The organism is Lactobacillus sp. 3B(2020) (assembly GCF_013487845.1).
Taxonomy (GTDB): domain Bacteria; phylum Bacillota; class Bacilli; order Lactobacillales; family Lactobacillaceae; genus Limosilactobacillus; species Limosilactobacillus alvi.
Genome location: NZ_CP047410.1, coordinates 1,132,666 through 1,155,819 on the forward strand (window position 1 = coordinate 1,132,666; position 23,154 = coordinate 1,155,819).

Here is a 23,154-nt window from a genome sequence, read left to right on the forward strand (position 1 = left end):
CTAGGCCGTCAAGGAGCTTTTTTCCCATCCTCTTTTTCCCATTTTATTAATAAAGTAAATTATTCACCACTTAATTTTACTAAGATTTTAGCTTGTTTCTTATCAGCAATTAAGGCATCAAAACCTTCAGTGACAATATTGTCAAGTTCAATTTCTTTCGTAATAATTGGTTCCACATTAATTGCCCGTTGAGCAACTAAATCGACTGTCTTCTGGAAAGTATCACGTGAATAAGCAATTGTTGAAGTTACCTTAACCCCGGTGTTGGTTAATAACATTGGATCGAATTCAATTGGCCGAGCAAAAATCGAAACGATCACCATCGTCCCCCGTGCCCGGGTTGATTGAATTGATTGAATGAAGGTCGGTTGAACCCCAGCAACTTCAAAGGAAACATCAACCCCATTTGGAACGATTTCATGAATTTTTTCAACAGCGTCAACTTCCCCGGAGTTAATGACATCAGTTGCTCCCATTTCGCGGGCTTTTTCAAGCCGACTTTGAGAAAGATCTGTAACAATAATCTTCCGGGCTCCCGCTGCCTTAGCTGCCGCTACTACCAAACAACCAATTGGGCCGGCTCCAAAGACAGCCGTGGTTTCCCCAAACTTGAGGTCACCTTCTTTAATCGCTTGAACAGCAACAGCAGTTGGTTCAATCGTTGCCGCAAGTTGTAATGGGAAGTCTTTTGGTAATTCGTAAATATTATGAGCGGGTACATTAACGTGCGCTGCAAATCCCCCATCACAACTTAGACCAATAAAGGAATAACCGTCATAAACATCCACGTCATCAGCCCAACGCTCGTGGGTAATTGTTGGGTTAACTGTTACATGATCACCGACTTTGACATCAGTGACCTGGTCACCGACTTCTTCTACGACCCCGGCAAATTCGTGACCCATGGTAAGTGGGGCTTGACCACCAGTTAATTCATCAACCTTATCAACTGGGATAAAGACCGGTCCTTCTACATATTCGTGTAGGTCAGAGCCACAGATACCGGCCCAGGCAACCTTCACCCGAACTTCATCGGCCTTTAATGGCTTCGGTTCAACATCTTCAACGCGAATATCTTTAACACCATGCCATACAGCAGCTTTCATAATGGGTCCCTCCTTGTTCAAATAACAATAATAAACCTTGTGAAATTATATTATCATATTCTTTTTGAAAACGCTACCAAATATACCCTAAAACAATTTATGTAATTGAACTATCGATTGATTAAAAATACAAACTTTGTGATTTTAAATTTAGCTATCGATTGTCAAAACCAAAAAGCTAACCAATACCGATTACGGGAATTAAGCAAAGCTTGCTGTTTGGAGATCAATTTGTGAAACCTCCTTAACAGCAGTTAATCAGAAAACTAGCAAATTGTTTTGTGCGAGAAGGAAGAATCAATAAAATCACTAATTTAAAGACAAGAACGTAGCCGATATATCATATGGTTGGCTACTTACCCTTAAATTAAACCGCCATATCAGAAGTGGTAAAATCAACGTCAGCGACAATGTTTTTTCACTATTTTAATATTTTTATTAACTAATTACTATAAAATCAACACATTGCTACTTTTCATTTTATTACTTCAAGTTAATATGATAACCGATTACCATTACCTTTCTGATGTGATATAATTTAAATAATTCATAATTATGGTTTTTTATGATAATTATGGAGACCAATGCCCCGCTGTTTAATCTTTGTTAGCGCTTCAAGCGGGGTTTTTTGTTATTTAATTTTATTAATTTCAAAACAAGATCCAAGCAAAGCGCTTAATGACAATACTTCAACTGGGTATTCTTTAATTTATTAGAGGCTTTGATGCCTTCTTAGTAGAAACTGTCAACTAGGATCCTTCTGCAACGGGTTTTAATTAAGAAGACATCGATTGTTGCTACCGATGCGTTTCTCCGTACTTAATTCCAAATTATCGGTTTTAGACCTTTTGCGGTTCGGAGACGAATGCTCGGAATGCTCATGTGGGTGTTGAGATTCAAATTCCGGCTAGTAAGCTGCATGCTTTAAGTCTGGTAAAGGATTAATTAAATAAAAACTGAGCAGGAACTAGTGACTAACCACCATTTGTTTCTGCTCAGTTTTTGGCTAATTGATAAATTTTTAGTTAATTTTCCGCTTTGGATTAAGTAAATTCATCGGGTCAAACAAGGCTTTAATTTGATGTTGAACGTAATCAACATCTGACCCTAACTCAACGTTATTCCATTGGTTCTTTAACATTCCAACTGCGTGTTCACCTGAAATTGTCCCGCCAAGGTCAAGGGCTTTTTTAAACATCTGCCGCAAAACTAATTTGACAGCTTCCGGAGTGGCAGTTGTGTCCTTGGACCAAGTAACCGTTGGATGCAAGTTTCCATCCCCTGCATGCCCAGCAGTAAAGATCTCAACCTCATTTTCTTCACCAATTTTTTGAATATAAGCAACTAATTCCGCCATCTTCGAAGTTGGCACTGCCATATCCTCCATTACTGCATTTCGGCCAGTAAAGATTGCCGGTAACATTGCTTGACGAACCGCGATAATCGCCTCTTGTTCTTTTTCATCCGTTGTTAATTGAACGTTACCTGCTTGATATTTTGTCAGAATTTGCTTAATAATCTGCTCGCCTTCAGGCGTGATCGAATCAACCCGCAAGATTAAGGCCGCCCCAGATTTGCTCGAATAGTTCGTTCCCTTATAAGCATCAATTGCCTTCAAAGTATTAACATCCATCGCTTCAAGCATAGCTGGATAAATCCCTGACATCCGCAATTCAGTAGTTGCCTCGGCTAAAGTTGGCATATCCTTAAAGAAGGCTAAACCCATTAATGAATCTCCTAATGGCAGTGGCATTAATTTAACTGTAGCTTCTACAATTACTCCGAGCGTTCCTTCAGAGCCAACAAACAATTGTGTCAAATCATAACCAAATGCTTGTTTCGTTGTCTTACCACCAAGTTTCAAGATCCGTCCATCGGCCAAGACGACCTTCAGGCCAAGTACATTATCTCTAGTTGAACCATAGCGAACTCCACTCAAACCACCGGCATTTGTAGCAATATTACCACCAATCCCAGACATTGGCTTAGAAGCTGGGTCAGGCGCATAAAAAAGGCCTTGCTTACGGGCTGCTTCATCAAGCTTTGCGTTAATTACCCCCGGTTGAACAACTGCGTAAGCATCGGTTTGGTTCAATTCCAAGATCTGGTCCATTTTTGCAGTTGAAAGAATAACAGCTCCATCAACCGCATCGGCCCCAACAACTGTTGATGTAAAACGATTTTGGGTAACAACCGGAAGATGGAATTTCCGGGCAGTTGCCATTACCCCTTGCACATCTTCAACCGATTTTGCTTCAACAAAAGCAATTGCGAGTCCATGTTGGCCTGGCAAATTTGCACTAAAGGATTGCTTCTCCAGCATATCATGATCAATAAAAACTTCACCATCTGTAACATTAGCTTCTAAATCAGCCAAAATGTCATTTTGATCATAAGCTGAAAATTCTGTTTCCATTTAAATTACCTTCATACTTTTTGTTTGCATTTAATACAAAGACATTATATATCTGTAGTTGCAATAAGTAAAATAACAACTTCGCTTGGTTTTTTTATAAAAAAGCCTGTCTTTTTTTAAGACAGACTTAGTTTAATTTAAACTTCAAATAAATTAGTGTATTCACCATAACCTTCCGCGACCAATTGATCTTTAGGAATAAAACGGAGGGCCGCAGAATTAATGCAGTAACGGAGACCGCCACGATTAAGCGGACCATCGGTAAAGACATGCCCTAAGTGCGAATTTGCTTGGGGACTCCTTACTTCAGTCCGTTCCATTCCAAATGATTGATCACGATGTTCACTTAACTTGACAATTGGCTTGGTAAAGGCCGGCCATCCGCAACCTGAATCGTACTTGTCCTGGGACGAAAAAAGGGGTTCTCCACTCACAACATCGACATAAATCCCTTCTTCAAAGAAGTTATCGTATTTCCCGGTAAATGGTTTTTCAGTGGCTGCATTTTGGGTAACTTCATATTGAATTGGTTGGAGTTTTCTTAAGCGTTCTGCTTTATCCACGAAAGCTCACCTCCTCATTAACAATCATGAGTCGTTCGTTCCAGATGTTCAAATTGCTGATTCGTTAAATCAACAACTTCAACATTATCGCACAAAGTTGCAAGCGGTGATTTTAATGGCATTGTGAAATAAGTTGGCTCAAAGTCTAACTTCATTTTTTCAGCATATTGCGGCTTGGTATAACCTTTATAGTAGATTTCACCAAGATTCGAAGAAAAATGTGCATCAAAATCAGCTGGTAACGGTTGTGAACCATCTAAAATAATAAATTTGAAGTTAACATCTAGCGAACAGTTACCAAGATCAGAGAACGGGCCCACCCCATCATCGAAATCTAACACTAACTTTTGATCCGCTTTCAAATAGCGGGCTAACCGTTCTTGAGCAGCTGGTGTTACCGTTAATTGCATTTTAATCCCTACTTTCTAGCTTAAGTGATTTTTATTATACCCTCTCCTTACTTTAAGTAATAAAAATTTGCTCATTAATCTCTAGTAATAAAGCGATATCCGAAAAAGTTACTTGCTGATCCAATAGCAAGCAAAACATAATTTATTTTTTTGAAAATGACTCTTTGTTCGATCTCAACTTTGAAAACTTAATTTTATCCGTAATTTCTCGGTAATATTCGGGGATACAAAAAGAGAGGTTGGGAAAAAAGCTCCTTGACGGCCTGGTTGGGATAAGAAGAACGAAGGTTGATTCGTTAGAATCGGCCTTTCGTTCGCACTTATCCGCTAAGGCCGTGATTTGGAGCGAACCAGCCAACTGGTTTGGCGTTTGTGAGCCCATGTAAGGCTGAATCGGTTGGTGCGACCGTCAGGGAGCAACTGCCATTCAGCTACTGCTTTGACCTTAGTTACTGAGTAACATTCGTAGATGACAAAGAGGGTGGGAAGAAACTTGAGTTTCTTCCCACCCTCCTTAACTTTGTTTTATTATCTAAGCCGCTGTTTATCTTAATGCATGAACAAGTTGTAGTAAACAGGTACTAAAATATCCATTGCAACTGCGATAACAAAGACAGCAACTGATGCCATGGCCCCTTGAACTGAGCCAAGTTGAACAGCCTTGGCTGAACCAACCGTGTGGCCGGCAGCACCGAGACCAAGCCCAGTCCCAACCTTTGGGATTTGCTTCAAGCGGAAGATCTTAATCAAGAATTCTGCCAAGGCGTAGATAACAACGGCATTCAAGATACATGCCATCGCAGTAACGGCAGGGTCACCACCGATACCAGCGGCAACTGGCATAGCAACGGCCGTCGTTGCGGCTTGTGGCAACATCGCAGCCGTGGATGTTGCTGAAAGGCCAAAGAGCTTTGCAACCATGTGAATCCCAAAGAGGGAGATAAAACCACCAACAAACAAAGCAATTACACAGTCAAGCCAGTACTTCTTAAAGACATCATTCCGACGATAAAGTGGAATAGCGAAAGCCATCGTAGCTGGATTCAAGAACCAGAAAATAATGTCACCACCCGGCTTGTAGTAAGTCGTGTAGATCTTAGCAGTCGTGGTACCAGCGATCTTAGCCCAGCACATTAAGATTAAGATCCCTAGGACCATCCCAACAAGTAATGGCGTGAAAAGGAAGAAACCATTCGTCTTGTCAAACAGCCACATCCCAATTAGGTAAACGATAATGGAAATAAAAATCCCCGTAAATGGTAATGCTAATGTTGCAGCCATAACTAGTCCTCCTCCTCTTCATCAGTCCGGCCAGTAATCTTTTGGTGGATCTTGATAACTAAAGCACCAACGTAGGCAATTACAACTAAGATGATAATCGTAGCGATGATGGAAACGATAATATCTTGGAGACCTTCAGCCTTCATCAAATCCAAACTACCAGCTAATTGAACACCAGATGGAACGAACATGAAAGCAATTAAACTAATCATGAAGTCCCCAAACTTTTCAACTTGTTCCAACTTAACGATGTGAGTTGCTAACAAGATGTAAAGAATAACCATCCCAATTAATGGAGTAGGAACAACAAAACTCTTTGGGAATAAACTGGAAATTAAAGCGGAAACGAAAAGAATTGTTGCAAAAATACCCATTTGAACCAAAATTGGGGCAGCCTTCTTTTCTGGTTGCTTCTTTTCCATAATATTTTCCTCCTCTCAACAAGCGGTTCTGTTCGAGCGAAAATAATAGCATAAAACTAATCACAGAACCATTTTCCAAACCAAATCAATTTAATTGTTTCGCTCAGATAACAATTCTATTATAATCAAGTTTCATTACTTTGCATTAACTTTAGCATAGAACGACCCAAATCGATGGTAAAATGCCCTCTTAGCTTGGCGAGTTGCCATAAAGCAGAGTAAAATGCCATTGCCCATTGTTCAGCGATGATCAATCAAAAGTAAAAAAGAGCTATCACAATTTAAAATTTGCAATCAACTCTTGAATTATAACGTTTATCAAAGTTTGTATATAAGTCAGCAATCATTGTAAACCTAGCGCAACTTTCAATTTACCGACGAAAGATCTACTGACTGGTACCTTATCACCATTAATCATTGTTAATTCGTACGTATGATTAGTTGCCGGTTGGAGAATGCTAATTTGATTTAGATTCACTACGTATGACCGGTGAACTTGTAAGAACTGCTCGGTTGATAATTGCTCAGTTAGGCTAGTTAAGGTTTGCCGACTAACAACCTCTTTTCCATTTATCAAGTGGAGATAAACGTTTCCACTCTGAGCTTCCAAATAACACAACTCTTCTTTTGAAATTACAATAGTCAGATCCTCAGCCATAACTGATAAACGAGGATTTTCCTGAGAACTTATTCGGTTGACAGACTCGTCAACTTGCTTTTGACCATGAACTCGCAAAACCCGATCAATCGCTTCTTGAACTCGGTCTTCATCAAAGGGCTTTAAAATGTAATCTAACGCATCAGCTTCAAAAGCATCAAGTGCGTATTGATCGTAGGCCGTTGCAAAGATTACCGCTGGTTGATAAGATGCGCGTTTCCAACGTTTGGCTAACGCCATGCCATTGCCATCTCCCAACTTAATATCTAAAAAAACAAGATCAGGTTTTTGATTATTGACCGTAGTATTAGCTTCTGCAACGCCATCAGCTTCCAAAACTTCCTCAACAGCTGGATGATCCGCAACTAAGTAACGTAACTCTTCGCGGGCAAGTGGTTCATCATCGACGATTAAAACTTTCATGCCTGTTGTTCAGTCCTTTCTTTTTTGCGTGTCTGGTATGGAATTTTCATTTTAACAGTCGTCCCCGCCGGACTACTCTCAATTTTCAATCCTGTATGAGGATCATAAAGGCCATGCAGACGCTTATTCAGATTTTGAAGGGCGGTCCCACTCCCTTCTTTTGAAGCAACAACCTTTTTCCCTAATTCAGGTAGCTTATCCGGATCAATTCCATGGCCATTATCGGCAACAGTAATCTCAAGTTCCGTTTCACACTGTTTAATTGTAACTTCTACCCGATTACCTTTTTTACGCTGACCAAAGGCGTGGCGAAGGGCATTTTCAACCAAAACTTGAATTGAAAATGGTGGGATCAAAGCGGCTGCTGGATAATCAGAAAAGGTGACTTGATATTTACCAGGAAAGCGGGCTTGAGCTAAAGTTAAGTACGCTTGAACATGTTCATACTCTTGAGCAAGGGGAATTAAAGTTTCCCTTGCTCCCATTAAATTATCCCGGAAGTAGGTACTTAACGATAAAAGCAGTTTTCGCGCTTGCTTCGGGTCTCGGCGCATCACTGCCATGATCGTGTTAATCGCATTAAAGAAAAAGTGCGGATTTACTTGCGACTGGAGGGATTTAATTTCAACGTCGCGAAGTAATTCACTTTGGTAACTTGCCCTTCCCAACATAATTTGGGTTGATAAGATCTGGCCAATCCCCGTCCCTAACTGGATCTCCACAGGGGTTAGCCGCCATCGTTGGACATAGTATAGCTTAAGGGTTCCAATAATTTCATCCCCCAAGCTCAAGGGAACGATCACCGCTGACTTCAACGGGCAATTTGGATTCTTACAACCAATTCGTTCTTCTGTATTAGCAACTTCGACAATTCCCTCGTTCATTGCTGTTAAACTAATGTCAGTTGCCAAGTCTTGGTCAACTAAATGATGGTCACTTCCCGCTCCTTCAAAGGCTAAAATCTGATGTCGATCGGTAATACTAACAGCATCAAAACTTGTATATTGATAGATCAGATGGACTGCTGTTTGGGCCGCCTCAGCCGTAAAGCCCCTTTTAAAAAGCGGTAGCGTACTAAGCGCTAGATTTAAAACCGTCCGCGTTTGCGCAGCCTGAGCAGCCAATTCTTGTTGGAAAAAAAAGCGAATAATCGTTAAAAACACAGTTGTCCCGATTGATGAGATTAAAATCATTGGTAAAGCGATAAACTTAACTAAAGTCCACCCCGTCGGACTGCACAAAAGGACAAATGACATTTGAATGCATTCCATTATCAAACCAATAAAAAAACCATTCCGCGCACGCAAAGGTGAAAAACGTTGTTGGCGTTGATCATAAAACAATCCGGAAATAATTCCAATAATAAAGGAACTCGGAATATAGAAAAGCGCCTCGGGACTAAAGCCCTCTTGAAGGGCCCGAAAACCACCCGCAGTAAGGCCAACCGCTCCCCCAACATAGGGACCCCCGACAATTCCAGCCACGGTAACGGTAATGATCCGAACATTTGCTACTGAATAGCCATGTGGAACCGTGATTAGCAAGGTTCGGCGAATAATTTCATTACTAGGTGAGATTAAAACTCCAATCATATTTGAAAGGATGGCAAAAAAAGCAAAGATTACGTATAAACCAATTTTATTTCGCCAATTTAGATTTAGGAGCATCCGCCGAAATAAGGGGATATTAACTAAGAAAAAGGCTAATAAAATCACTAAACCCACTTGTTCAGCAACTAAAATTGCAAGGTTAATCATATTTCTTTTCCTACAAAAAAGCGGTGAGTGAGAAACTCAATCCCCACTCACCGCTCGCTTTAATTTGTTATTAAACTACGATTAGCTTATCCCAATACTTCCGTCAATGGTGGAACCACTTGCTTCTTTCGGGAAACTACCCCAGGTAAGTTAATCCGGTGGTTAGCATCCAATTCCTTACCAAAGGCTTGGGCAACTTTGTCAGTATCCTTACCCAATACTAAGAGATCGGAATCACTGTTAAGAATGTTAGTAACAATCAAAACAAATGTGTCATAACCGTTAGCATCCATTAAAGTTTGCATTGCCTTTTCAAGATCTGCTTGGCGAGCAAAAACATCGTTTAAATCAACGGTATTAACTTGACCAATTCGTAAAGTCAAATCGCCCATTTCAAAGGTCTTTGCATCCCCATCAACAATCTCGTTATCAGACTTTGCAGCGAGGTTTGTTCCGGCCTTTAGCATTTCCAAACCGTATTCTTCGTAGTCAACCCCAGCCAACTTAGCCAAGGCGTACACGGCTTCCTTATCGTGATCAGTCGTCGTTGGAGACTTCAGAAGTAAGGTATCAGAAATGATGGCTGAAAGCATCATTTCCGCCAAGTTAGCAGGAATATCAATGTGCTTATCCATAAACATTTCATAAAGAACCGTACTTACACATCCATATGGCCGAACATTCATGTAAAGCGGTGCAGCCGTATTAAAACCATTAATCCGGTGGTGATCAATAACGTGGGTTACCTGAACCTTATCAATGTCAGAAACACTTTGTTGTGGTTCGTTATGGTCAACCAACATTACCTTTGCAACCTCATTTGCCGCAGTGGTAATAATACGTGGCGCAACCAGATCAAAGGCTTTTAAGGCGTACTTAGTTTCATCATTTGGTTCGCCCAAAGTAACAGCTTCTGTTTCATAGCCTAGTTGGTTTTGGTAGTAAGAGTAAGCCATTGCAGCAGCAATCGTATCTGTATCTGGCTTTTGGTGACCGAAGACTAATTCTTTACTCATTTTGCGGATTCCTCCTCCAATTTTGGTGCGATTTGCACTCGATACTTTAATAATATCACGAGCTCGTGTTATTCAACAGGGGCTAATCAAAAAAATTAAGCGGTTAAACTAAGCTTTGCTCTCCTTGAGCAACCACTTGCTTGAACTGAATCCGGACTGGTTGGCCTTGGCTTTCATCATCAATTACAAAACTACCATTTGATTTTGGCGCGCCAAGGTGATGCTCAGTAACTTGCACGTCCTGAATGACTGGCCGGTTAGTAATAATTTCTAGTGAACCAGTAAAATCAGCTGGATAAGCCAAAAAGTCAACCACTAAGTGGGCATTCTTCAAGCGATGAAGAATTAAGTTTCCCCGTCTTGCCCGCGTACCAACTTCAAGTTCACTAACGGCCATTGCCTTGTAAGCTCCCCGTTGCGTTACGATCGCTAACCGTGATTCATCACTAACTAAAGCGATGTTGGCTAACGTATCGTTTTCCTTTAAGTTAATTGCCCGAACACCCGCTGTTCGAGTACTTTGCACTGGTACTTCATCGACTGCAAACCGTAAAGCATAGCCGGTGCGACTAACCGTGACAATACTTTGATTAGCATAAGTTGGATCACAGTAGATGGCATTTATTAACCGTTCAGCATCTGAATGAAGTTTCATAATTTGACTTGCATGACTCTTATAACGGGAACCAGGGACAATTTCTTTAAAGGCGGTTTGCTTAATTTGACCATCACTTGAAGCCAAAATCACCGTTCCAGCTTGATCTAAACTCTCAAAAAGCATTGCACTAACGATTTTCTCATCATCTTGGAGCCCAATCGTTTGGGAAAGGTGTTCCCCCGTCTCTTTCCACTTTGCATCAAATAGTTCATGCACTGGCCGGTAAATTAGATGCCCATGGCTAGTAAAAACAAAGAGATGAGCTAAGGTATTAGTTTGTTGAATCAACAGCGGATAATCATCCTCTTTAAGACCGTTCTCGTCTAGCGGAGAGGCATTAAAACTCCGGAGACTAGTCCGTTTGATGTAACCAGCTGCTGAGACAAGAACAATCACATCTTCATCTGCCACCGTAACCTTTGCATCAACGGTAAGTTTTTCAACATGGGCCTCAATTTGGGTCTGCCGGGGAGTTGCAAATTCCTTTTTAACTGCGCGTAATTCTTGCCGAAGAACTTTATTGAGTTCTTTAGCATCGTTTAAGATCAAGTGATATTCGGCTAATGATTTTTGTAAACGATCAGCTTCATCATTTAAGGCCGTTACGTCAGTATTGGTTAACCGGTACAATTGCAAGGCCACAATTGCGCCTGCTTGAATATCTGTGAAACCATACTCCCTTACCAAATTAGCTTGGGCATCAGCCTTATTTTTACTTGCCCGAATCGTTTTAATTACTTTGTCGAGGATTGACAAGGCTTTGATCAATCCTTCAACAATGTGCAATCGTTCCTGAGCCTTTTTTTGCTTGTACTCAGTTCGTTTGGTAATTACTGATTGTTGGAAAGCTAGGTAAGCACCTAAGTAATGCTTCAAGCCAACCCGAACTGGCCGATGATCATCGATTGCGACCATGTTAAAGTTGTAATTAATCTGCAGATCGGTGTTCATTAACAAATAATTTAAAATTCCAGTAGCATCTGCATTTTTCTTTAATTCAATGGCAATTCGCAAACCGCTCCGGTCAGTCTCATCCCGGGCATCAGCAATTCCTTCAACTTTTTTTGCTAACCGTAAATCATTAATCCGCTTAACTAACTGGGCCTTATTCACTTCGTATGGAATTTCAGTCACGACGATTTGTTGCCGACCACCTCGTAATTCTTCAATTGCAGTCTTTGCTCGGACAACGATCCGTCCCCGCCCGGTTTCGTAGGCTTTTTGAATCCCTTCGATTCCTTGGACAATCCCACCCGTTGGGAAATCGGGCCCGGGAACAAATTCCATCAAATCAGCCGTTGTAGCTTGCGGATGACCTAATAAGTAAATTAAGGCATCAATTAATTCACCAAGGTTGTGGGGTGGGATTTCAGTCGCATACCCCGCTGAAATCCCGGTTGCTCCATTGACAAATAGGTTTGGCATCCGTGCTGGTAAAACAATCGGTTCCTTTTCAGTATCATCAAAATTCAACGTCATTGGAACAGTATCTTTATCGATATCTTGCAACATCAAATTACTGATTTTACTTAACCGCGCTTCAGTATACCGCATGGCCGCTGCTGGATCCCCATCCATCGAACCATTATTTCCGTGCATTTCAACTAATGGTTCCCGTAGTTTCCAATCCTGACTTAACCGAACTAAGGCTTCATAAATTGACGAATCTCCATGAGGGTGAAAATTCCCCATGACATTCCCAACCGACTTAGCTGATTTTCGAAATCCCTTATCAAAAGTATTACCATCCTTGTTCATGGCGAAAAGGATCCGCCGTTGAACTGGCTTCAAACCATCACGAATATCCGGAAGGGCTCGTTCCTGAATAATTGATTTTGAGTAGCGACCAAAGCGATCGCCCATTAAATCTTCTAATGTACGTTCTTCAATTCGTGTTTCCAAAAGCTACTTCCTTTCTACTTTTTTCTCAATCCTTGGGATTCAACTAATTGATCAGAAGCTTGGTCATCAGCAACTGTAAATTGAACATTATCTTCAATCCATTCCCGCCGTGGTTCAACCTTATTTCCCATCAAGGTTGTCACCCGTTTCTCCGCTAACGCCGCGTCTTCAATCCGAACTCGAATTAAAGTCCGTGTTTCTGGATTCATAGTCGTTTCCCAAAGTTGGTCCGCATTCATTTCACCAAGCCCCTTAAAGCGTTGGAGAGAACCGCCACGATGATGCTTTGTTAACTGAGTTAATTCTTCGTTAGTCCAAGCATATTCAACTTTTGTCTTGGCACCACGACCAGATTGATAGCGGTATAGTGGTGGTAAAGCAATGTAGATTTTACCGGCTTCGATCATTGGCCGCATGTACTTATAGAAGAAAGTTAGTAGCAAAATCTGAATATGGGCCCCATCATCGTCAGCATCGGTCATGATAATAATCTTATCGTAATTTGAATCCGCAACATCAAAATCACTCCCTGCCCCAGCACCAACAGTGTAAATGATCGTATTCAATTCTTCGTTTTTTAAAACATCGTCTAACTTGGCTTTTTCAGTGTTTAAGACTTTTCCCCGGAGTGGTAGGATTGCTTGGAACTTTCGATCTCGTCCCTGCTTAGCACTTCCCCCAGCTGAATCACCTTCAACCAAGAAAAGCTCATTTTTCTTGGCATTCTTTGATTGGGCAGGAGTTAACTTGCCAGATAAATTCCGTTCTTTTTTACTCCGGCGTTTGCCATTTCGAGAAACATCCCGGGCTTTCCGGGCTGCTTCCCGGGCCTGCCGCGCCTTAATTGCTTTTTTGATTAGCTCTTGAGCAAACTCACCTTTTTCCATCAAGGCATAACCTAGTTGTTCGCTAACAACGATATCAACTATTTTCCGAGCCTCTGGGGTACCGAGTTTGCCTTTAGTTTGACCTTCAAATTGCAATAATCGTTCTGGTACTCGAACCGAAATAACAGCTGTTAAGCCTTCCCGAACGTCGCTTCCTTCAAGATTTTTATCTTTTTCCTTCAATAAATTAACCTTCCGGGCAAATTCATTAAAAGATTTCGTCCATGCACTACGGAAACCAGCTTCGTGGGTCCCTCCGCCTGGCGTCCGCACGTTGTTAACAAAGGAAAGAATATTTTCGGTATAGCCATCATTATATTGAGCAGCGACATCCACTTCAACGCCATCAACCTTACCACTAAAGGAAAGTACCTGCCCTAAAGTATCTTTTCCTTCGTTTAAGTAAGTGACAAAGTCCTCAAGACCATGTTCATATTGAAAGGTGTCTGCACGTTCTTGACCTTCCCGCTTGTCAGTTAAGGTCAATTTAACACCCTTTAATAAAAAGGCTGCTTCTCGCAGGCGAATTGCGATCGTGTTGTAATCATAAATCGTGGTCGTAAAAATCGTTGGATCCGGCTTAAAAGTCACCGTTGTCCCATTGCCTTCACGAGTTTTTCCGATTTTTTCAAGAGTACCAACAGGGTGACCGCCATCTTTAAACTTTTCCTGGTACCGAACGTGATCTCGCACAATTGTTAAGGTTAGCGAGGTTGAAAGAGCATTTACAACCGAAGCTCCGACCCCGTGGAGCCCACCAGAGGTTTTATATCCATCAGCTTGGCCAAACTTCCCCCCAGCATGCAAAACCGTCATGATAACTTCAGGAGTTGGTTTACCACTCGGGTGCATTCCAACTGGCATCCCCCGTCCGTGGTCTTGAACCGTAATTGAGTTATCTTTTTCAATGGTTACTGCAATCTCATCACCAAAGCCCGATAAGGCTTCGTCAACTGCATTATCTAAAATTTCATAGACCAAGTGATGGAGTCCATGCGTATCAGTTGAACCGATATACATCCCGGGCCGTTTACGGACCGCTTCTAAGCCCTTTAAAATTTTGATTGAGGACTCATCATATTTTTGTGTTGCCATAAATGTCAACTTCCTCCTCTAAGTTTGAGTCAGGAAGAAGGTTCCCTCCTGAGCCCAAACTATAAAATAACAATTACTAGGATACGCAAAAACGTGACCGATTGCAAACGAAAATCAAACATTTGTGCCCTGCTGGTCAGTTTTAGCAAAGCGTGGTATATTAACAAGGCATGTAAAAAAGGAGTTTTGAAATGCTAATTATTTTAATGATTATTATTGCCTACCTACTCGGTTCAATTCCCTCGGGTCTTTGGATTGGTAAGGTTTTTTATCATAAAGATATTACTAAGGAAGGTAGCGGCAACATTGGAACTACTAACACCTTCCGGGTTCTTGGTTTTAAGGCTGGGATAGTTGTTCTTTTCATGGATATCCTTAAAGGGACATTAGCAGCTAGCCAACCGTATCTTTTTCACCAACCCCACGTTAATCCTCTTTTAATCGGATTATTCGCATCGATTGGACATGCCGTTTCAATCTTTGACCATTTTCATGGTGGAAAAGCCGTTGCCACCAGCGCCGGAATTTTACTTGCTTATAATCCAGGACTATTTTTAGTAGCTGCTTCAACCTTTATCGGGGTACTTTTAATTACCTCAATGGCAAGTATGGCAAGTATGATCGGGATGACGACCATTTTTGTCATTGCCCTTTATATTCACGACTGGATTTTGGCAACGGTTGCTGGAATCTTAACGGTGGCCGTCTTTTACCTCCATCGCGAAAATATTGTCCGCATCATTCATGGTAAAGAATCCCTCGTCCATTTCGGATTGGTATATCATATTAGTAAAAAAAACGATGCAAAATAAAATAGAGAGGTTGGGAAAAAAGCTCCTTGACGGCCTGGTTGGGATAAGAAGGACGAAGGTTGGTTCATTAGAATCGACCTTTCGTTCGCACTTATCCACTAAGGCCGTGCTTTTTGACCTTAGTTACTGAGTAACATTCGGAGATGACAAAGAGGCCGGGAAGAAACATTAGTTTCTTCCCGGCCTCTCTCTATTTTAACTTAATTGTGTCGACTCAAAAAACCTCAACTTCATATCGATGGTGCCGGTCAAGTCCAGGTGCAAGTCGCATAATTTCCGCCTTATTTTCTAGGTTACCAGTACTCGTTAGGGAATCAGCAATTCCCCACCAACTTTCCAAGCAAACAAAATCTCCTTGAGCGGGATAGGATGACCAAATTGCCACAAAAGGTGCATCTGGTTGAATTAATTGCACCCCATGATTATCAGTTTCTTTTAAGGTTACAGTTACCCCTTGACGTTCAGTAGCTAAGATGATGGCATCATTTTTAAATAAGTCGCGATTCAACTTGATTGGCCGGGTAAAATCTTGATTTTCCCAATGAACAAGATCACTGAATGGTCCATCCAGTTTAATTCGACCATAATTTTTGGCCGGACTAATTATCAAACTAGTTTTTTGGAGGTCCACTATCTTAAAGCCCGGATGAGCACCTAATGAATAAAGTAAAGTTTGCTCAGCACTAGGATTTTTGACTTGATAATCAACTACTAACCGCTTTCCTTGGAGCGAATAGGTAACTTCAAGCACAAACGCAAACGGATAATGCTTCCGGGTAGCTAGACTATCTTTTAACTGCAAGGTAACTTTAGTTTGTGAAGCCTTAAGGACTTTAAATTCCATATCCCGGGCAAATCCATGTTGTTTTTGTTCAAATTGTTGACCAGCAAAAGTATAGTGATTATCCTTCAGTCGGCCAACAAAAGGAAAAAGGACCGGTGCTTTACGGTGCCAACTAGCTGGATCAGCTTGCCAAAGATATTCTCGTTTTCCATCGGAAATACTTTGTAATTCAGCACCGTGCTCAGCGATTTTAACTTGAAGTTGATCATTTTTTAATACGATCATCTTTTCACCCCTGCTCTATTTTTGAACTGGCTCTTCGTAATCACCATTTGGACAAACGATCTGTTTACCACCTTTAACCTTTTTTTCAACTAAGAAGTGGCCATCCTTTGGACAGTCCCGCCCAACCGGTTTATCCCATGAAACAAAATCGCATTCTGGGTAACGGGAACAACCATAGAAAGTTCGATTTTTCTTTGATTTTCGTTCGATCACAGTTCCTTGGTGACATGTTGGACATGTAATCCCAGTATCCTTAACAATTGTTTGGGTATTACGACAATCGGGGAAACGCGAACAGGCATAAAATTTACCATAACGGCTCATTTTGATGACCATTGGGGCCCCACAAACGTCACAGTTAATCCCTGCAAGTTGATCCTTCATCTCAATTTTTGCGACCTGTTCTTCTGCAGTCTTAACTTCTTTTTCAAATGGGCGGAAGAAATCATCAACCACCTTTACCCACTGCTTCTTCCCCTCTTCGATTTGGTCAAGATTACCTTCGACTTCAGCGGTAAACTTAACATTTACAATTTCTGGGAATTGATCAACGATAATGCGGTTAACAATTTCCCCTAACTCAGTTGGCTCAAAGTGACGCGCTTCTAAACGAACATAATACCGCCGTTGGATCGTATCCAAAGTTGGTGCATACGTCGATGGCCGTCCAACCCCGTTTTCTTCCAAAGTCTTAACTAAAGCGGCTTCGGTATACCGGGCCGGTGGTTGGGTAAAGTGCTGAGCAGGATTATCAGCAACTAACTGGACTGCATCCCCGACAACTAATTCTGGTAATAAATTATCCTTTTCTTGCCCTCGTTTGTAAACCTTAGTAAATCCAGGGAACTTAACTTTCGAACCATTGGCCCGAAAATCAACCCCATTTTGAGTTAATGTAGCGGCTACGGTATCAATTACTTGGGGCGTCATTTGGCTTGCAACAAATCGGCACCAAATTAAGTTATAAAGCTTATATTGATCATTTGTTAGATACTGCTTCATCTTTGCTGGTGTCCGGAAGACTGAAGTTGGCCGGATAGCTTCATGCGCGTCCTGGGCCCCTTCTTGAAGTTTTCCTTTGACTGGCTTTGTGGCCGCATAATTTGCCCCATATTCATCATGAATAAATTGTGAAGCTTCATGCTTTGCAATTGCTGCAATTCGGGTTGAGTCGGTCCGCATATAAGTAATTAGCCCAACCGCTGCCCCTTCGCCAATGTTAATTCCTTCGTACAATTGTTGGGCCGCCATCATCGTCTTACGCGTCCGGAAGTTTAACCGGCGGTTGGCGTCCTGTTGCATGGTTGAAGTCGTAAATGGTGGTTGGGGTTGTCGCTTCCGTTCCTTTTTTGTCACATCAGCGACTTCAAAAGGTCGTTTTCGGTTAATTAAAGCTAAAATCTTTTGGACTGATGCTTGATTAGGGAGTTTTTCTTTCTTGCCATTTAGACCATAGAAGGCTGCCTCAAATTCGGTTTTCCCCTTTCGAAAGGTTCCGTCAATCGTCCAGTATTCTTCGGGTTTAAAGTTTCGAATTTCTTCTTCCCGCTTGATGATTAGGTTAAGGGCAACTGATTGTACCCGACCAGCAGAAAGGCCCTTCTTAACTTTTTTCCAGAGAATTGGTGAGATAGAATAACCAACTAGTCGATCTAAAACCCGCCGGGCTTGTTGTGCATCCACTAGATCCATATTAATTGTCCGAGGCTCTTTGAAAGCTTCCTTAACCGCATCTTTAGTAATTTCATTGAAGGTAACCCGATTCTTCTCAGCCGGATCCATCTTTAAAAGGTTAGCAACGTGCCAAGCAATCGCTTCCCCTTCCCGATCCGGATCAGATGCCAAATAAACTGCTTTAGCTTGCTTAGCATCTTTACGTAATTCTTTAATTACGTCACCCTTTCCACGAATTGAGATGTAATCCGGTTGATAATTATTCTCAATGTCAACACCCATTCGACTTTTTGGAAGGTCACGAACATGGCCAAGACTCGCCACAACTTTATAAGTCCGCCCAAGATACTTACCAATTGTTTTCGCCTTTGAAGGTGATTCCACAATCACAAGTTTCTTTTTGTTGCTAGTTGTCCGTTTTCTAGTAGTTTTCTTTTTAGTTGTCGTTTTAGTTGCCAAATCATCGGCTCCTATCATTTATATTTGCTGTTTTACTTCTCCAATTATTATTAAAGCAAGAAGTTAAAAGTGTCAAGGGCGATGTTTTGAACAATAACTTTTTTCCTACTAGAAAAACCCCTATCTGTCAGCAATCGGCGTGGCCAATTCCTCTAAGATGTCTTTACTTGATAATGCTGATCGAGCACCCGCTGCAATTAATTGATTACATCCAGCAGAATATGACACCGTAACTAACCCTGGAACCGCTAATACATTCCGATTTTCTTGTAAAGCAAGGTTAGCTGTAATCAAACTACCGCTCTTTTCTTTTGCCATCAATACTAAGCAAGCCGTGCATAGGCCAGCAATAATTCGATTTCTTTCTGGAAAATGGTAAGGTAATGGTTCACTTCCAAGCGGATATTCAGTAATTAAAACCCCTTTTTCAGCAACTTGGTGGTGTAATTCTTGGTTTTCAAGGGGATAAAACCTATCTAAGCCCGTTCCGATAACCCCAATCGTCTTCCCCCCGTTTTCCAAGGTAAACTGATGAGCAATTGTGTCCATCCCCTTAGCTAAACCACTAATAATAGGGTACCCTTGCTTTACAACCACCGGCAACAATAAATTGGATGCCATCCGACCATACTGAATTTGCTTCCGCGTTCCAACAACCGCTAAGCTTCGTTTCTTTAGTAGACTGATATCACCCTGGTAGTAAAGAACTAGCGGCGGATGAGCAATCTCTTTTAACTGATCTGGATATTCGTCATCAAGAATACAAATACTTGGGACCTTTGTATTTGCGGTTAACTGTTGGTCTAATTCACTTCCATAGAAATTAGCAATCAAATCAGCTGTATGATACATACTAAGGCCGACTTCACTTGCTAAAACCGCTAAATCATCATAGCGCTGACTAGCTTGAGCAGCCTTCCAAATGGACCCTTTGGTAACAAGACCAATGCCCCGAACTAAACTTAACCGATATAAAAATTCGCGTGCTTCCATCAATTTTTCCTCCTAATTTTTGCTTTCTAAATATATATACGTAAAAATTTGCTCAAAATTAGTGACGCACTTAAATTTTTTAAAGCTTTTTAAAAATAAAATGTCTAAACCGCGGCAAAATAGCGTTTTCCGTGGTCTAGACATCTAAATTATTTTTGATATTTTGAAACCGGATTAAAAGTTAAGCGATGAATGGGACATGGACCGAATTTTTGTAACCCTGTTATATGCCCGGCCGTTCCATATCCCATATTTTCCGCAAAACCATATCCAGGATAAAGCTGAGCATACTCAGCCATTAAATGATCCCGGTATTCTTTTGCAACTATACTTGCTGCAGCCACACTAATGCTCTTTTGATCCCCTTTAATTAGGGTAGTTTGCGGAATTGGGATCGCTAAAGGAACCGCATCAACGATTAAATGAGTTGGTTGATGAATCATCGTCTTCACCGCTCTAATCATTGCTTCTTGGGTGGCTTGATAAATATTCGTCTCATCAATTCGTCGCGCTGAATTAACCGCAATACTGACTTCGAGTGCTTCATCGACAATATGCAAATACAATTCTTCCCGTTCTTTGCGAGTTAATTGCTTAGAATCAGTCACCCCGATTAAATCAAAGTCAGGCTTCAGAATAACCGCACAGGTTACAACGGGACCGGCTAGTGGTCCCCTCCCCACCTCATCAATCCCTGCCACATATTGGTGTCCAGCTTGCCATAAAGGACGTTCAAACTGAAACCGTTTTTCAAAGGCAACTTTGGCCGCGACTAAACGAGCAAGTTGCTTCTCTCTTTGCTTAATGGCGTTTTGAACCCCTTTTCGTGGATCGTTTTTTAGGCTGATGATATAGGGATCATCCATTGAGTTAACGTTTTTCAAGTTAACTTTAATTTCAGCAACCGACTGTTTACTCATTGATTCCCTCCGTATTTAAATCGGCTGGCTTTTCAAGCGAAATTAACCCTAACTTCCCTTTCCGTAAGTCAAAAATGATTCGTTCACTCGCCCGATCATAATCATCCCGGAAACCCAGCTTTTGGGTGATGATAAGTAATAACTCTGGGTCTGGTTGGGCCAAGTCATCATCTGAAAGCCGATAACGGGTCTTTAGTTCTGCTGATCGTTCTTCCTTAAGGTATGCTAAGGCAAATAAAGCAACATCATCTTTAGGATAAAGGCTATCTTTAATTGCACCTGAAAGCGCTAGCATCGTCCCTTGCTTTTGACTCGCAAACTTTGGCCATAAAACGCCTGGTGTATCCAAAAGTTCCAATTCAGCAGAAGAACGGAGCCATTGTTGCCCAGTCGTTACTCCAGGACGATTCCCTGTTTGAGCAACATTTTTCTTCACTAAATGATTAAGCAAGGTTGATTTTCCAACATTGGGAACCCCAACACACATTGCTCGAATAGCCCGCTTTTTCAATCCCTTTTCAGCTTCTATCGCTAATTGATCTTTTAAAATTTCTTTTGCCGCATTTGTCACCTTTTTAGCAACTTGGCGTTCACGTGAATCAAGAGCTAAAACTACTTGGCCCCGCTTTGCAAAAAAGTTTTGCCATTGGGTAACCACTTTAGGATCGGCCAGATCTGTTTTCGTCATGATTAACAGACGCGGTTTATTCCCTGCCAAGCGGTGAACTTCCGGATTTTGCGATGAGTATGGTACCCTTGCATCAACTAACTCAAAGACAATATCAACTAATGGAAGTTGTTCTTTGATTTGACGAAGCGCCTTTGCCATATGACCTGGAAACCATTGAATAGTAGCCATTTCAAACCTCCTAATTCATTTTTTCTAGATAGCGTTGCCAAGCAGTATCAAAAATCGTCATCGCTGGCAAGTAGTCGGCGTTTTCCTCTAAGTAATGGGAAAGCTCATCAAAATCTTGCGATTGTTTGGGAAAGGCCGAGTCAAAAAAAGCATTGTTAGCAAATTGTTCGACCTCATCTGCACCATCTGGGTTTCGTTGGGTCATTAAAAACTGATAAAAACTTTCTCGATACATTATTTATCCCCCTTTGGGATTGTGATCCGGAAAACAAATTTTCCTGCTTGCATATTGAGTTTTTGAGCCGTGTACCGCACACTTTGGTGCTGACTATAACGGTTTAAATCAAGTAAAATCGTTTGCTTCTTTTGATTAATCGAAACCCACTTTGGTAAATCGTAGTTCTTTTTAACGTAGGCCAAGACAAACTTTAGTGGTAAATTTAATCGCCCAACGGTTAACCCCTTTGCTCTTAGCAAAATATTTCCAGCATCCGTTTTTTCCGGCACAAAATTCATTGCAAACTGAACTTTGGCCCCAAGAACTTTGGTTGTGCCAATTACCGTAGCATACTTTGCTCCCACCACAAAGCGGTACTTAATCCGGCTATTTTTTAAAAACCGGTTCAAGTAATTGGCCGAAAGTGCATTTACCTGAGCGCGGTTCATCGTAACATCTAAAGTCGGCGCTTTTGTTGTTGGAGCTTTCAGCTCTGTTGAGACGTTCGTTGGCGCTGTTGCTTTGACATATAGGCTACCAAAGCTAACGACAATTAGCGCTAATAGTGCAAAAAAGGCTACTTTCCACTTATTCATCAATTATTTCCTCTCTTGGTACATAAAATCATTATGTTTTAACATTTTTTGGTAAAGGGCCTTTGTCATCAACCGGTATCCTGCGTGATTTGGGTGAAAGTTATCAGCCGTTGAAATATAACGATTCAAATTTTTCCCTTTACCATCCATGATTTTCACCACTTCCGCCTGACTGATCGAACTTCGATTAGCTTGATTAGCGGCCTTCACTAGTTTTTCGCGGCTAGCTTTCGTTTGATACTGACCGTATGATAGTTGATGATTAATATCAACAAAGTAGGTTTGCGGGTACTTTGCAAGCGTTGCCTTAGTAATTTGATTCCACTTTTCAATTGAATCATTAATTGCGGTTACCGTTGGAAAATAGGTATAAACCGGATCGTAAATGCTAAAGACAAATAATGGGGCTTGGGGGTTATTTTGCCGAATTGTCCGGAGCAACTTAATTAGTTTAGTTTGGTAGGTATTTCCTGCTTTATCAATTGCAGTCTGCAACTTCGGCTGGGAATTGACTAACAGTTCCTTTTCCAAAGTTTGAAGTAAATCATTTCCCCCAACCGTCATTACAATTACGTCTGCTTGCTTCACATCCTTTTGAAATTGAGTTTGTTGATCTAGTCGCCGGAGGATTTGGTCCGAACGATCGCCACTAACCCCGTAGTTACTGGTTACTACTTGGTTATGAAGATGATTTTGAAGCCGTGTTTTGATTTGTCCAACGTAACCACCGTTATTTTGTTGATCACCAACCCCATAAGTTAAAGAATCTCCAAGGGCCACCAAATGAATCGTCTTTTTGGGAACTCGAGGAGCTGGCTTGGAATTAGTTTGCTGACTACAAGCCGTTAGGGCCCCTAAAATACCGATGATCAGAAAAACAATTAACCACCATTGTTTTTTCAGCACAATTGCACCCTCCGCATTTGTAATGGTTTTTATTCTAACATAAGTCATTAAGCGA

General features: G+C 41.3%; 20 protein-coding genes. 1 reads left to right on the forward strand and 19 read right to left on the reverse strand.

The genetic code is table 11. From position 1 onward, the window contains the following. Nucleotides 1-59: 59 nt before the first annotated feature. The 11 genes from GTO83_RS05615 to parE all read right to left on the reverse strand — a co-directional run bounded on the left by GTO83_RS05615 (nucleotide 60) and on the right by parE (nucleotide 14,594). Nucleotides 60-1,106: a 2,3-butanediol dehydrogenase gene (locus GTO83_RS05615; protein ID WP_180869558.1), complete on the reverse strand. Its 1,047-nt coding sequence runs from the start codon at nucleotides 1,104-1,106 to the stop codon at nucleotides 60-62. A gap of 1,021 nt (nucleotides 1,107-2,127) precedes the next feature. Beyond that, nucleotides 2,128-3,522, reverse strand: coding sequence for an FAD-binding oxidoreductase (locus GTO83_RS05620; protein ID WP_180869560.1), 1,395 nt, complete (start codon nucleotides 3,520-3,522; stop codon nucleotides 2,128-2,130). 137 nt (nucleotides 3,523-3,659) lie between these two features. Beyond that, complete coding sequence (gene msrB, locus GTO83_RS05625) at nucleotides 3,660-4,085, reverse strand: peptide-methionine (R)-S-oxide reductase MsrB (protein ID WP_180869562.1); 426 nt, start codon at nucleotides 4,083-4,085, stop codon at nucleotides 3,660-3,662. 17 nt (nucleotides 4,086-4,102) lie between these two features. After that, nucleotides 4,103-4,495: an iron-sulfur cluster biosynthesis family protein gene (locus GTO83_RS05630; protein WP_180869564.1), complete on the reverse strand. Its 393-nt coding sequence runs from the start codon at nucleotides 4,493-4,495 to the stop codon at nucleotides 4,103-4,105. Between the two features lie 549 nt (nucleotides 4,496-5,044). Beyond that, on the reverse strand, nucleotides 5,045-5,776 hold the full coding sequence (locus GTO83_RS05635; protein ID WP_180869566.1) for an LrgB family protein: 732 nt from the start codon (nucleotides 5,774-5,776) through the stop codon (nucleotides 5,045-5,047). Between the two features lie 2 nt (nucleotides 5,777-5,778). Continuing rightward, the gene (locus GTO83_RS05640) at nucleotides 5,779-6,198 is read right to left on the reverse strand and encodes a CidA/LrgA family protein (protein WP_180869568.1); all 420 of its coding nucleotides are present in this window, start codon (nucleotides 6,196-6,198) and stop codon (nucleotides 5,779-5,781) included. A gap of 343 nt (nucleotides 6,199-6,541) precedes the next feature. Then, on the reverse strand, nucleotides 6,542-7,279 hold the full coding sequence (locus GTO83_RS05645; protein WP_180869569.1) for a LytTR family DNA-binding domain-containing protein: 738 nt from the start codon (nucleotides 7,277-7,279) through the stop codon (nucleotides 6,542-6,544). Further along, nucleotides 7,276-9,036 (reverse strand): sensor histidine kinase, encoded by a 1,761-nt coding sequence (locus GTO83_RS05650; RefSeq protein WP_180869571.1) that lies wholly within the window; start codon nucleotides 9,034-9,036, stop codon nucleotides 7,276-7,278. Before GTO83_RS05650 ends, GTO83_RS05645 begins: the two co-directional genes overlap by 4 nt. Nucleotides 9,037-9,122: 86 nt before the next feature. Beyond that, entirely contained in the window at nucleotides 9,123-10,052 is a 930-nt protein-coding gene (locus GTO83_RS05655) for a manganese-dependent inorganic pyrophosphatase (RefSeq protein WP_180869573.1), read from the reverse strand. A 103-nt stretch (nucleotides 10,053-10,155) separates the two neighbouring features. Beyond that, complete coding sequence (gene parC / locus GTO83_RS05660) at nucleotides 10,156-12,573, reverse strand: DNA topoisomerase IV subunit A (protein WP_180872138.1); 2,418 nt, start codon at nucleotides 12,571-12,573, stop codon at nucleotides 10,156-10,158. A gap of 53 nt (nucleotides 12,574-12,626) precedes the next feature. Beyond that, complete coding sequence (parE, locus tag GTO83_RS05665) at nucleotides 12,627-14,594, reverse strand: DNA topoisomerase IV subunit B (RefSeq protein WP_180869574.1); 1,968 nt, start codon at nucleotides 14,592-14,594, stop codon at nucleotides 12,627-12,629. A 191-nt stretch (nucleotides 14,595-14,785) separates the two neighbouring features. Here parE and plsY point away from each other — a divergent pair, with 191 nt between their 5' ends. Further along, nucleotides 14,786-15,406 (forward strand): glycerol-3-phosphate 1-O-acyltransferase PlsY, encoded by a 621-nt coding sequence (plsY, locus tag GTO83_RS05670; RefSeq protein WP_180869576.1) that lies wholly within the window; start codon nucleotides 14,786-14,788, stop codon nucleotides 15,404-15,406. A gap of 214 nt (nucleotides 15,407-15,620) precedes the next feature. On the opposite strand, the gene GTO83_RS05675 is transcribed toward plsY, so the two are convergent. The 8 genes from GTO83_RS05675 to GTO83_RS05710 all read right to left on the reverse strand — a co-directional run bounded on the left by GTO83_RS05675 (nucleotide 15,621) and on the right by GTO83_RS05710 (nucleotide 23,099). Beyond that, nucleotides 15,621-16,475 (reverse strand): aldose 1-epimerase family protein, encoded by an 855-nt coding sequence (locus GTO83_RS05675; protein ID WP_180869577.1) that lies wholly within the window; start codon nucleotides 16,473-16,475, stop codon nucleotides 15,621-15,623. A 15-nt stretch (nucleotides 16,476-16,490) separates the two neighbouring features. Beyond that, nucleotides 16,491-18,608 (reverse strand): type I DNA topoisomerase, encoded by a 2,118-nt coding sequence (gene topA, locus GTO83_RS05680; protein WP_255463094.1) that lies wholly within the window; start codon nucleotides 18,606-18,608, stop codon nucleotides 16,491-16,493. Between the two features lie 120 nt (nucleotides 18,609-18,728). After that, nucleotides 18,729-19,601: a DNA-processing protein DprA gene (dprA, locus tag GTO83_RS05685; protein WP_180869581.1), complete on the reverse strand. Its 873-nt coding sequence runs from the start codon at nucleotides 19,599-19,601 to the stop codon at nucleotides 18,729-18,731. 149 nt (nucleotides 19,602-19,750) lie between these two features. Then, nucleotides 19,751-20,521, reverse strand: a complete 771-nt coding sequence (locus tag GTO83_RS05690; protein WP_180869583.1) for a ribonuclease HII — start codon at nucleotides 20,519-20,521, stop codon at nucleotides 19,751-19,753. After that, nucleotides 20,514-21,380: a ribosome biogenesis GTPase YlqF gene (gene ylqF / locus GTO83_RS05695; RefSeq protein ID WP_180869585.1), complete on the reverse strand. Its 867-nt coding sequence runs from the start codon at nucleotides 21,378-21,380 to the stop codon at nucleotides 20,514-20,516. Before ylqF ends, GTO83_RS05690 begins: the two co-directional genes overlap by 8 nt. A gap of 10 nt (nucleotides 21,381-21,390) precedes the next feature. Continuing rightward, nucleotides 21,391-21,615 carry a YozE family protein gene (locus GTO83_RS05700; RefSeq protein WP_180869586.1) on the reverse strand — a complete coding sequence of 75 codons (225 nt, stop codon included), beginning with the start codon at nucleotides 21,613-21,615 and terminating at the stop codon, nucleotides 21,391-21,393. Then, nucleotides 21,615-22,193, reverse strand: a complete 579-nt coding sequence (locus GTO83_RS05705; RefSeq protein WP_180869588.1) for a YpmS family protein — start codon at nucleotides 22,191-22,193, stop codon at nucleotides 21,615-21,617. The genes GTO83_RS05700 and GTO83_RS05705 overlap by 1 nt, the downstream gene beginning before the upstream one ends. A 3-nt stretch (nucleotides 22,194-22,196) precedes the next feature. After that, nucleotides 22,197-23,099: an SGNH/GDSL hydrolase family protein gene (locus GTO83_RS05710; protein ID WP_305066876.1), complete on the reverse strand. Its 903-nt coding sequence runs from the start codon at nucleotides 23,097-23,099 to the stop codon at nucleotides 22,197-22,199. Nucleotides 23,100-23,154: the final 55 nt, after the last annotated feature.

Excerpts from the sequence above, each read along its gene's own strand:
- GTO83_RS05615 (WP_180869558.1), bottom strand. The coding sequence starts at position 1,106 with ATGAAAGCTGCTGTATGGCATGGTGTTAAAGATATTCGCGTTGAAGAT.
- GTO83_RS05620 (WP_180869560.1), bottom strand. The coding sequence starts at position 3,522 with ATGGAAACAGAATTTTCAGCTTATGATCAAAATGACATTTTGGCTGAT.
- GTO83_RS05630 (WP_180869564.1), bottom strand. The coding sequence starts at position 4,495 with ATGCAATTAACGGTAACACCAGCTGCTCAAGAACGGTTAGCCCGCTAT.
- GTO83_RS05635 (WP_180869566.1), bottom strand. The coding sequence starts at position 5,776 with ATGGCTGCAACATTAGCATTACCATTTACGGGGATTTTTATTTCCATT.
- GTO83_RS05640 (WP_180869568.1), bottom strand. The coding sequence starts at position 6,198 with ATGGAAAAGAAGCAACCAGAAAAGAAGGCTGCCCCAATTTTGGTTCAA.
- GTO83_RS05645 (WP_180869569.1), bottom strand. The coding sequence starts at position 7,279 with ATGAAAGTTTTAATCGTCGATGATGAACCACTTGCCCGCGAAGAGTTA.
- GTO83_RS05650 (WP_180869571.1), bottom strand. The coding sequence starts at position 9,036 with ATGATTAACCTTGCAATTTTAGTTGCTGAACAAGTGGGTTTAGTGATT.
- GTO83_RS05655 (WP_180869573.1), bottom strand. The coding sequence starts at position 10,052 with ATGAGTAAAGAATTAGTCTTCGGTCACCAAAAGCCAGATACAGATACG.
- parC (WP_180872138.1), bottom strand. The coding sequence starts at position 12,573 with ATGGGCGATCGCTTTGGTCGCTACTCAAAATCAATTATTCAGGAACGA.
- parE (WP_180869574.1), bottom strand. The coding sequence starts at position 14,594 with ATGGCAACACAAAAATATGATGAGTCCTCAATCAAAATTTTAAAGGGC.
- plsY (WP_180869576.1), top strand. The coding sequence starts at position 14,786 with ATGCTAATTATTTTAATGATTATTATTGCCTACCTACTCGGTTCAATT.
- GTO83_RS05675 (WP_180869577.1), bottom strand. The coding sequence starts at position 16,475 with ATGATCGTATTAAAAAATGATCAACTTCAAGTTAAAATCGCTGAGCAC.
- dprA (WP_180869581.1), bottom strand. The coding sequence starts at position 19,601 with ATGGAAGCACGCGAATTTTTATATCGGTTAAGTTTAGTTCGGGGCATT.
- GTO83_RS05690 (WP_180869583.1), bottom strand. The coding sequence starts at position 20,521 with ATGAGTAAACAGTCGGTTGCTGAAATTAAAGTTAACTTGAAAAACGTT.
- ylqF (WP_180869585.1), bottom strand. The coding sequence starts at position 21,380 with ATGGCTACTATTCAATGGTTTCCAGGTCATATGGCAAAGGCGCTTCGT.
- GTO83_RS05700 (WP_180869586.1), bottom strand. The coding sequence starts at position 21,615 with ATGTATCGAGAAAGTTTTTATCAGTTTTTAATGACCCAACGAAACCCA.
- GTO83_RS05705 (WP_180869588.1), bottom strand. The coding sequence starts at position 22,193 with ATGAATAAGTGGAAAGTAGCCTTTTTTGCACTATTAGCGCTAATTGTC.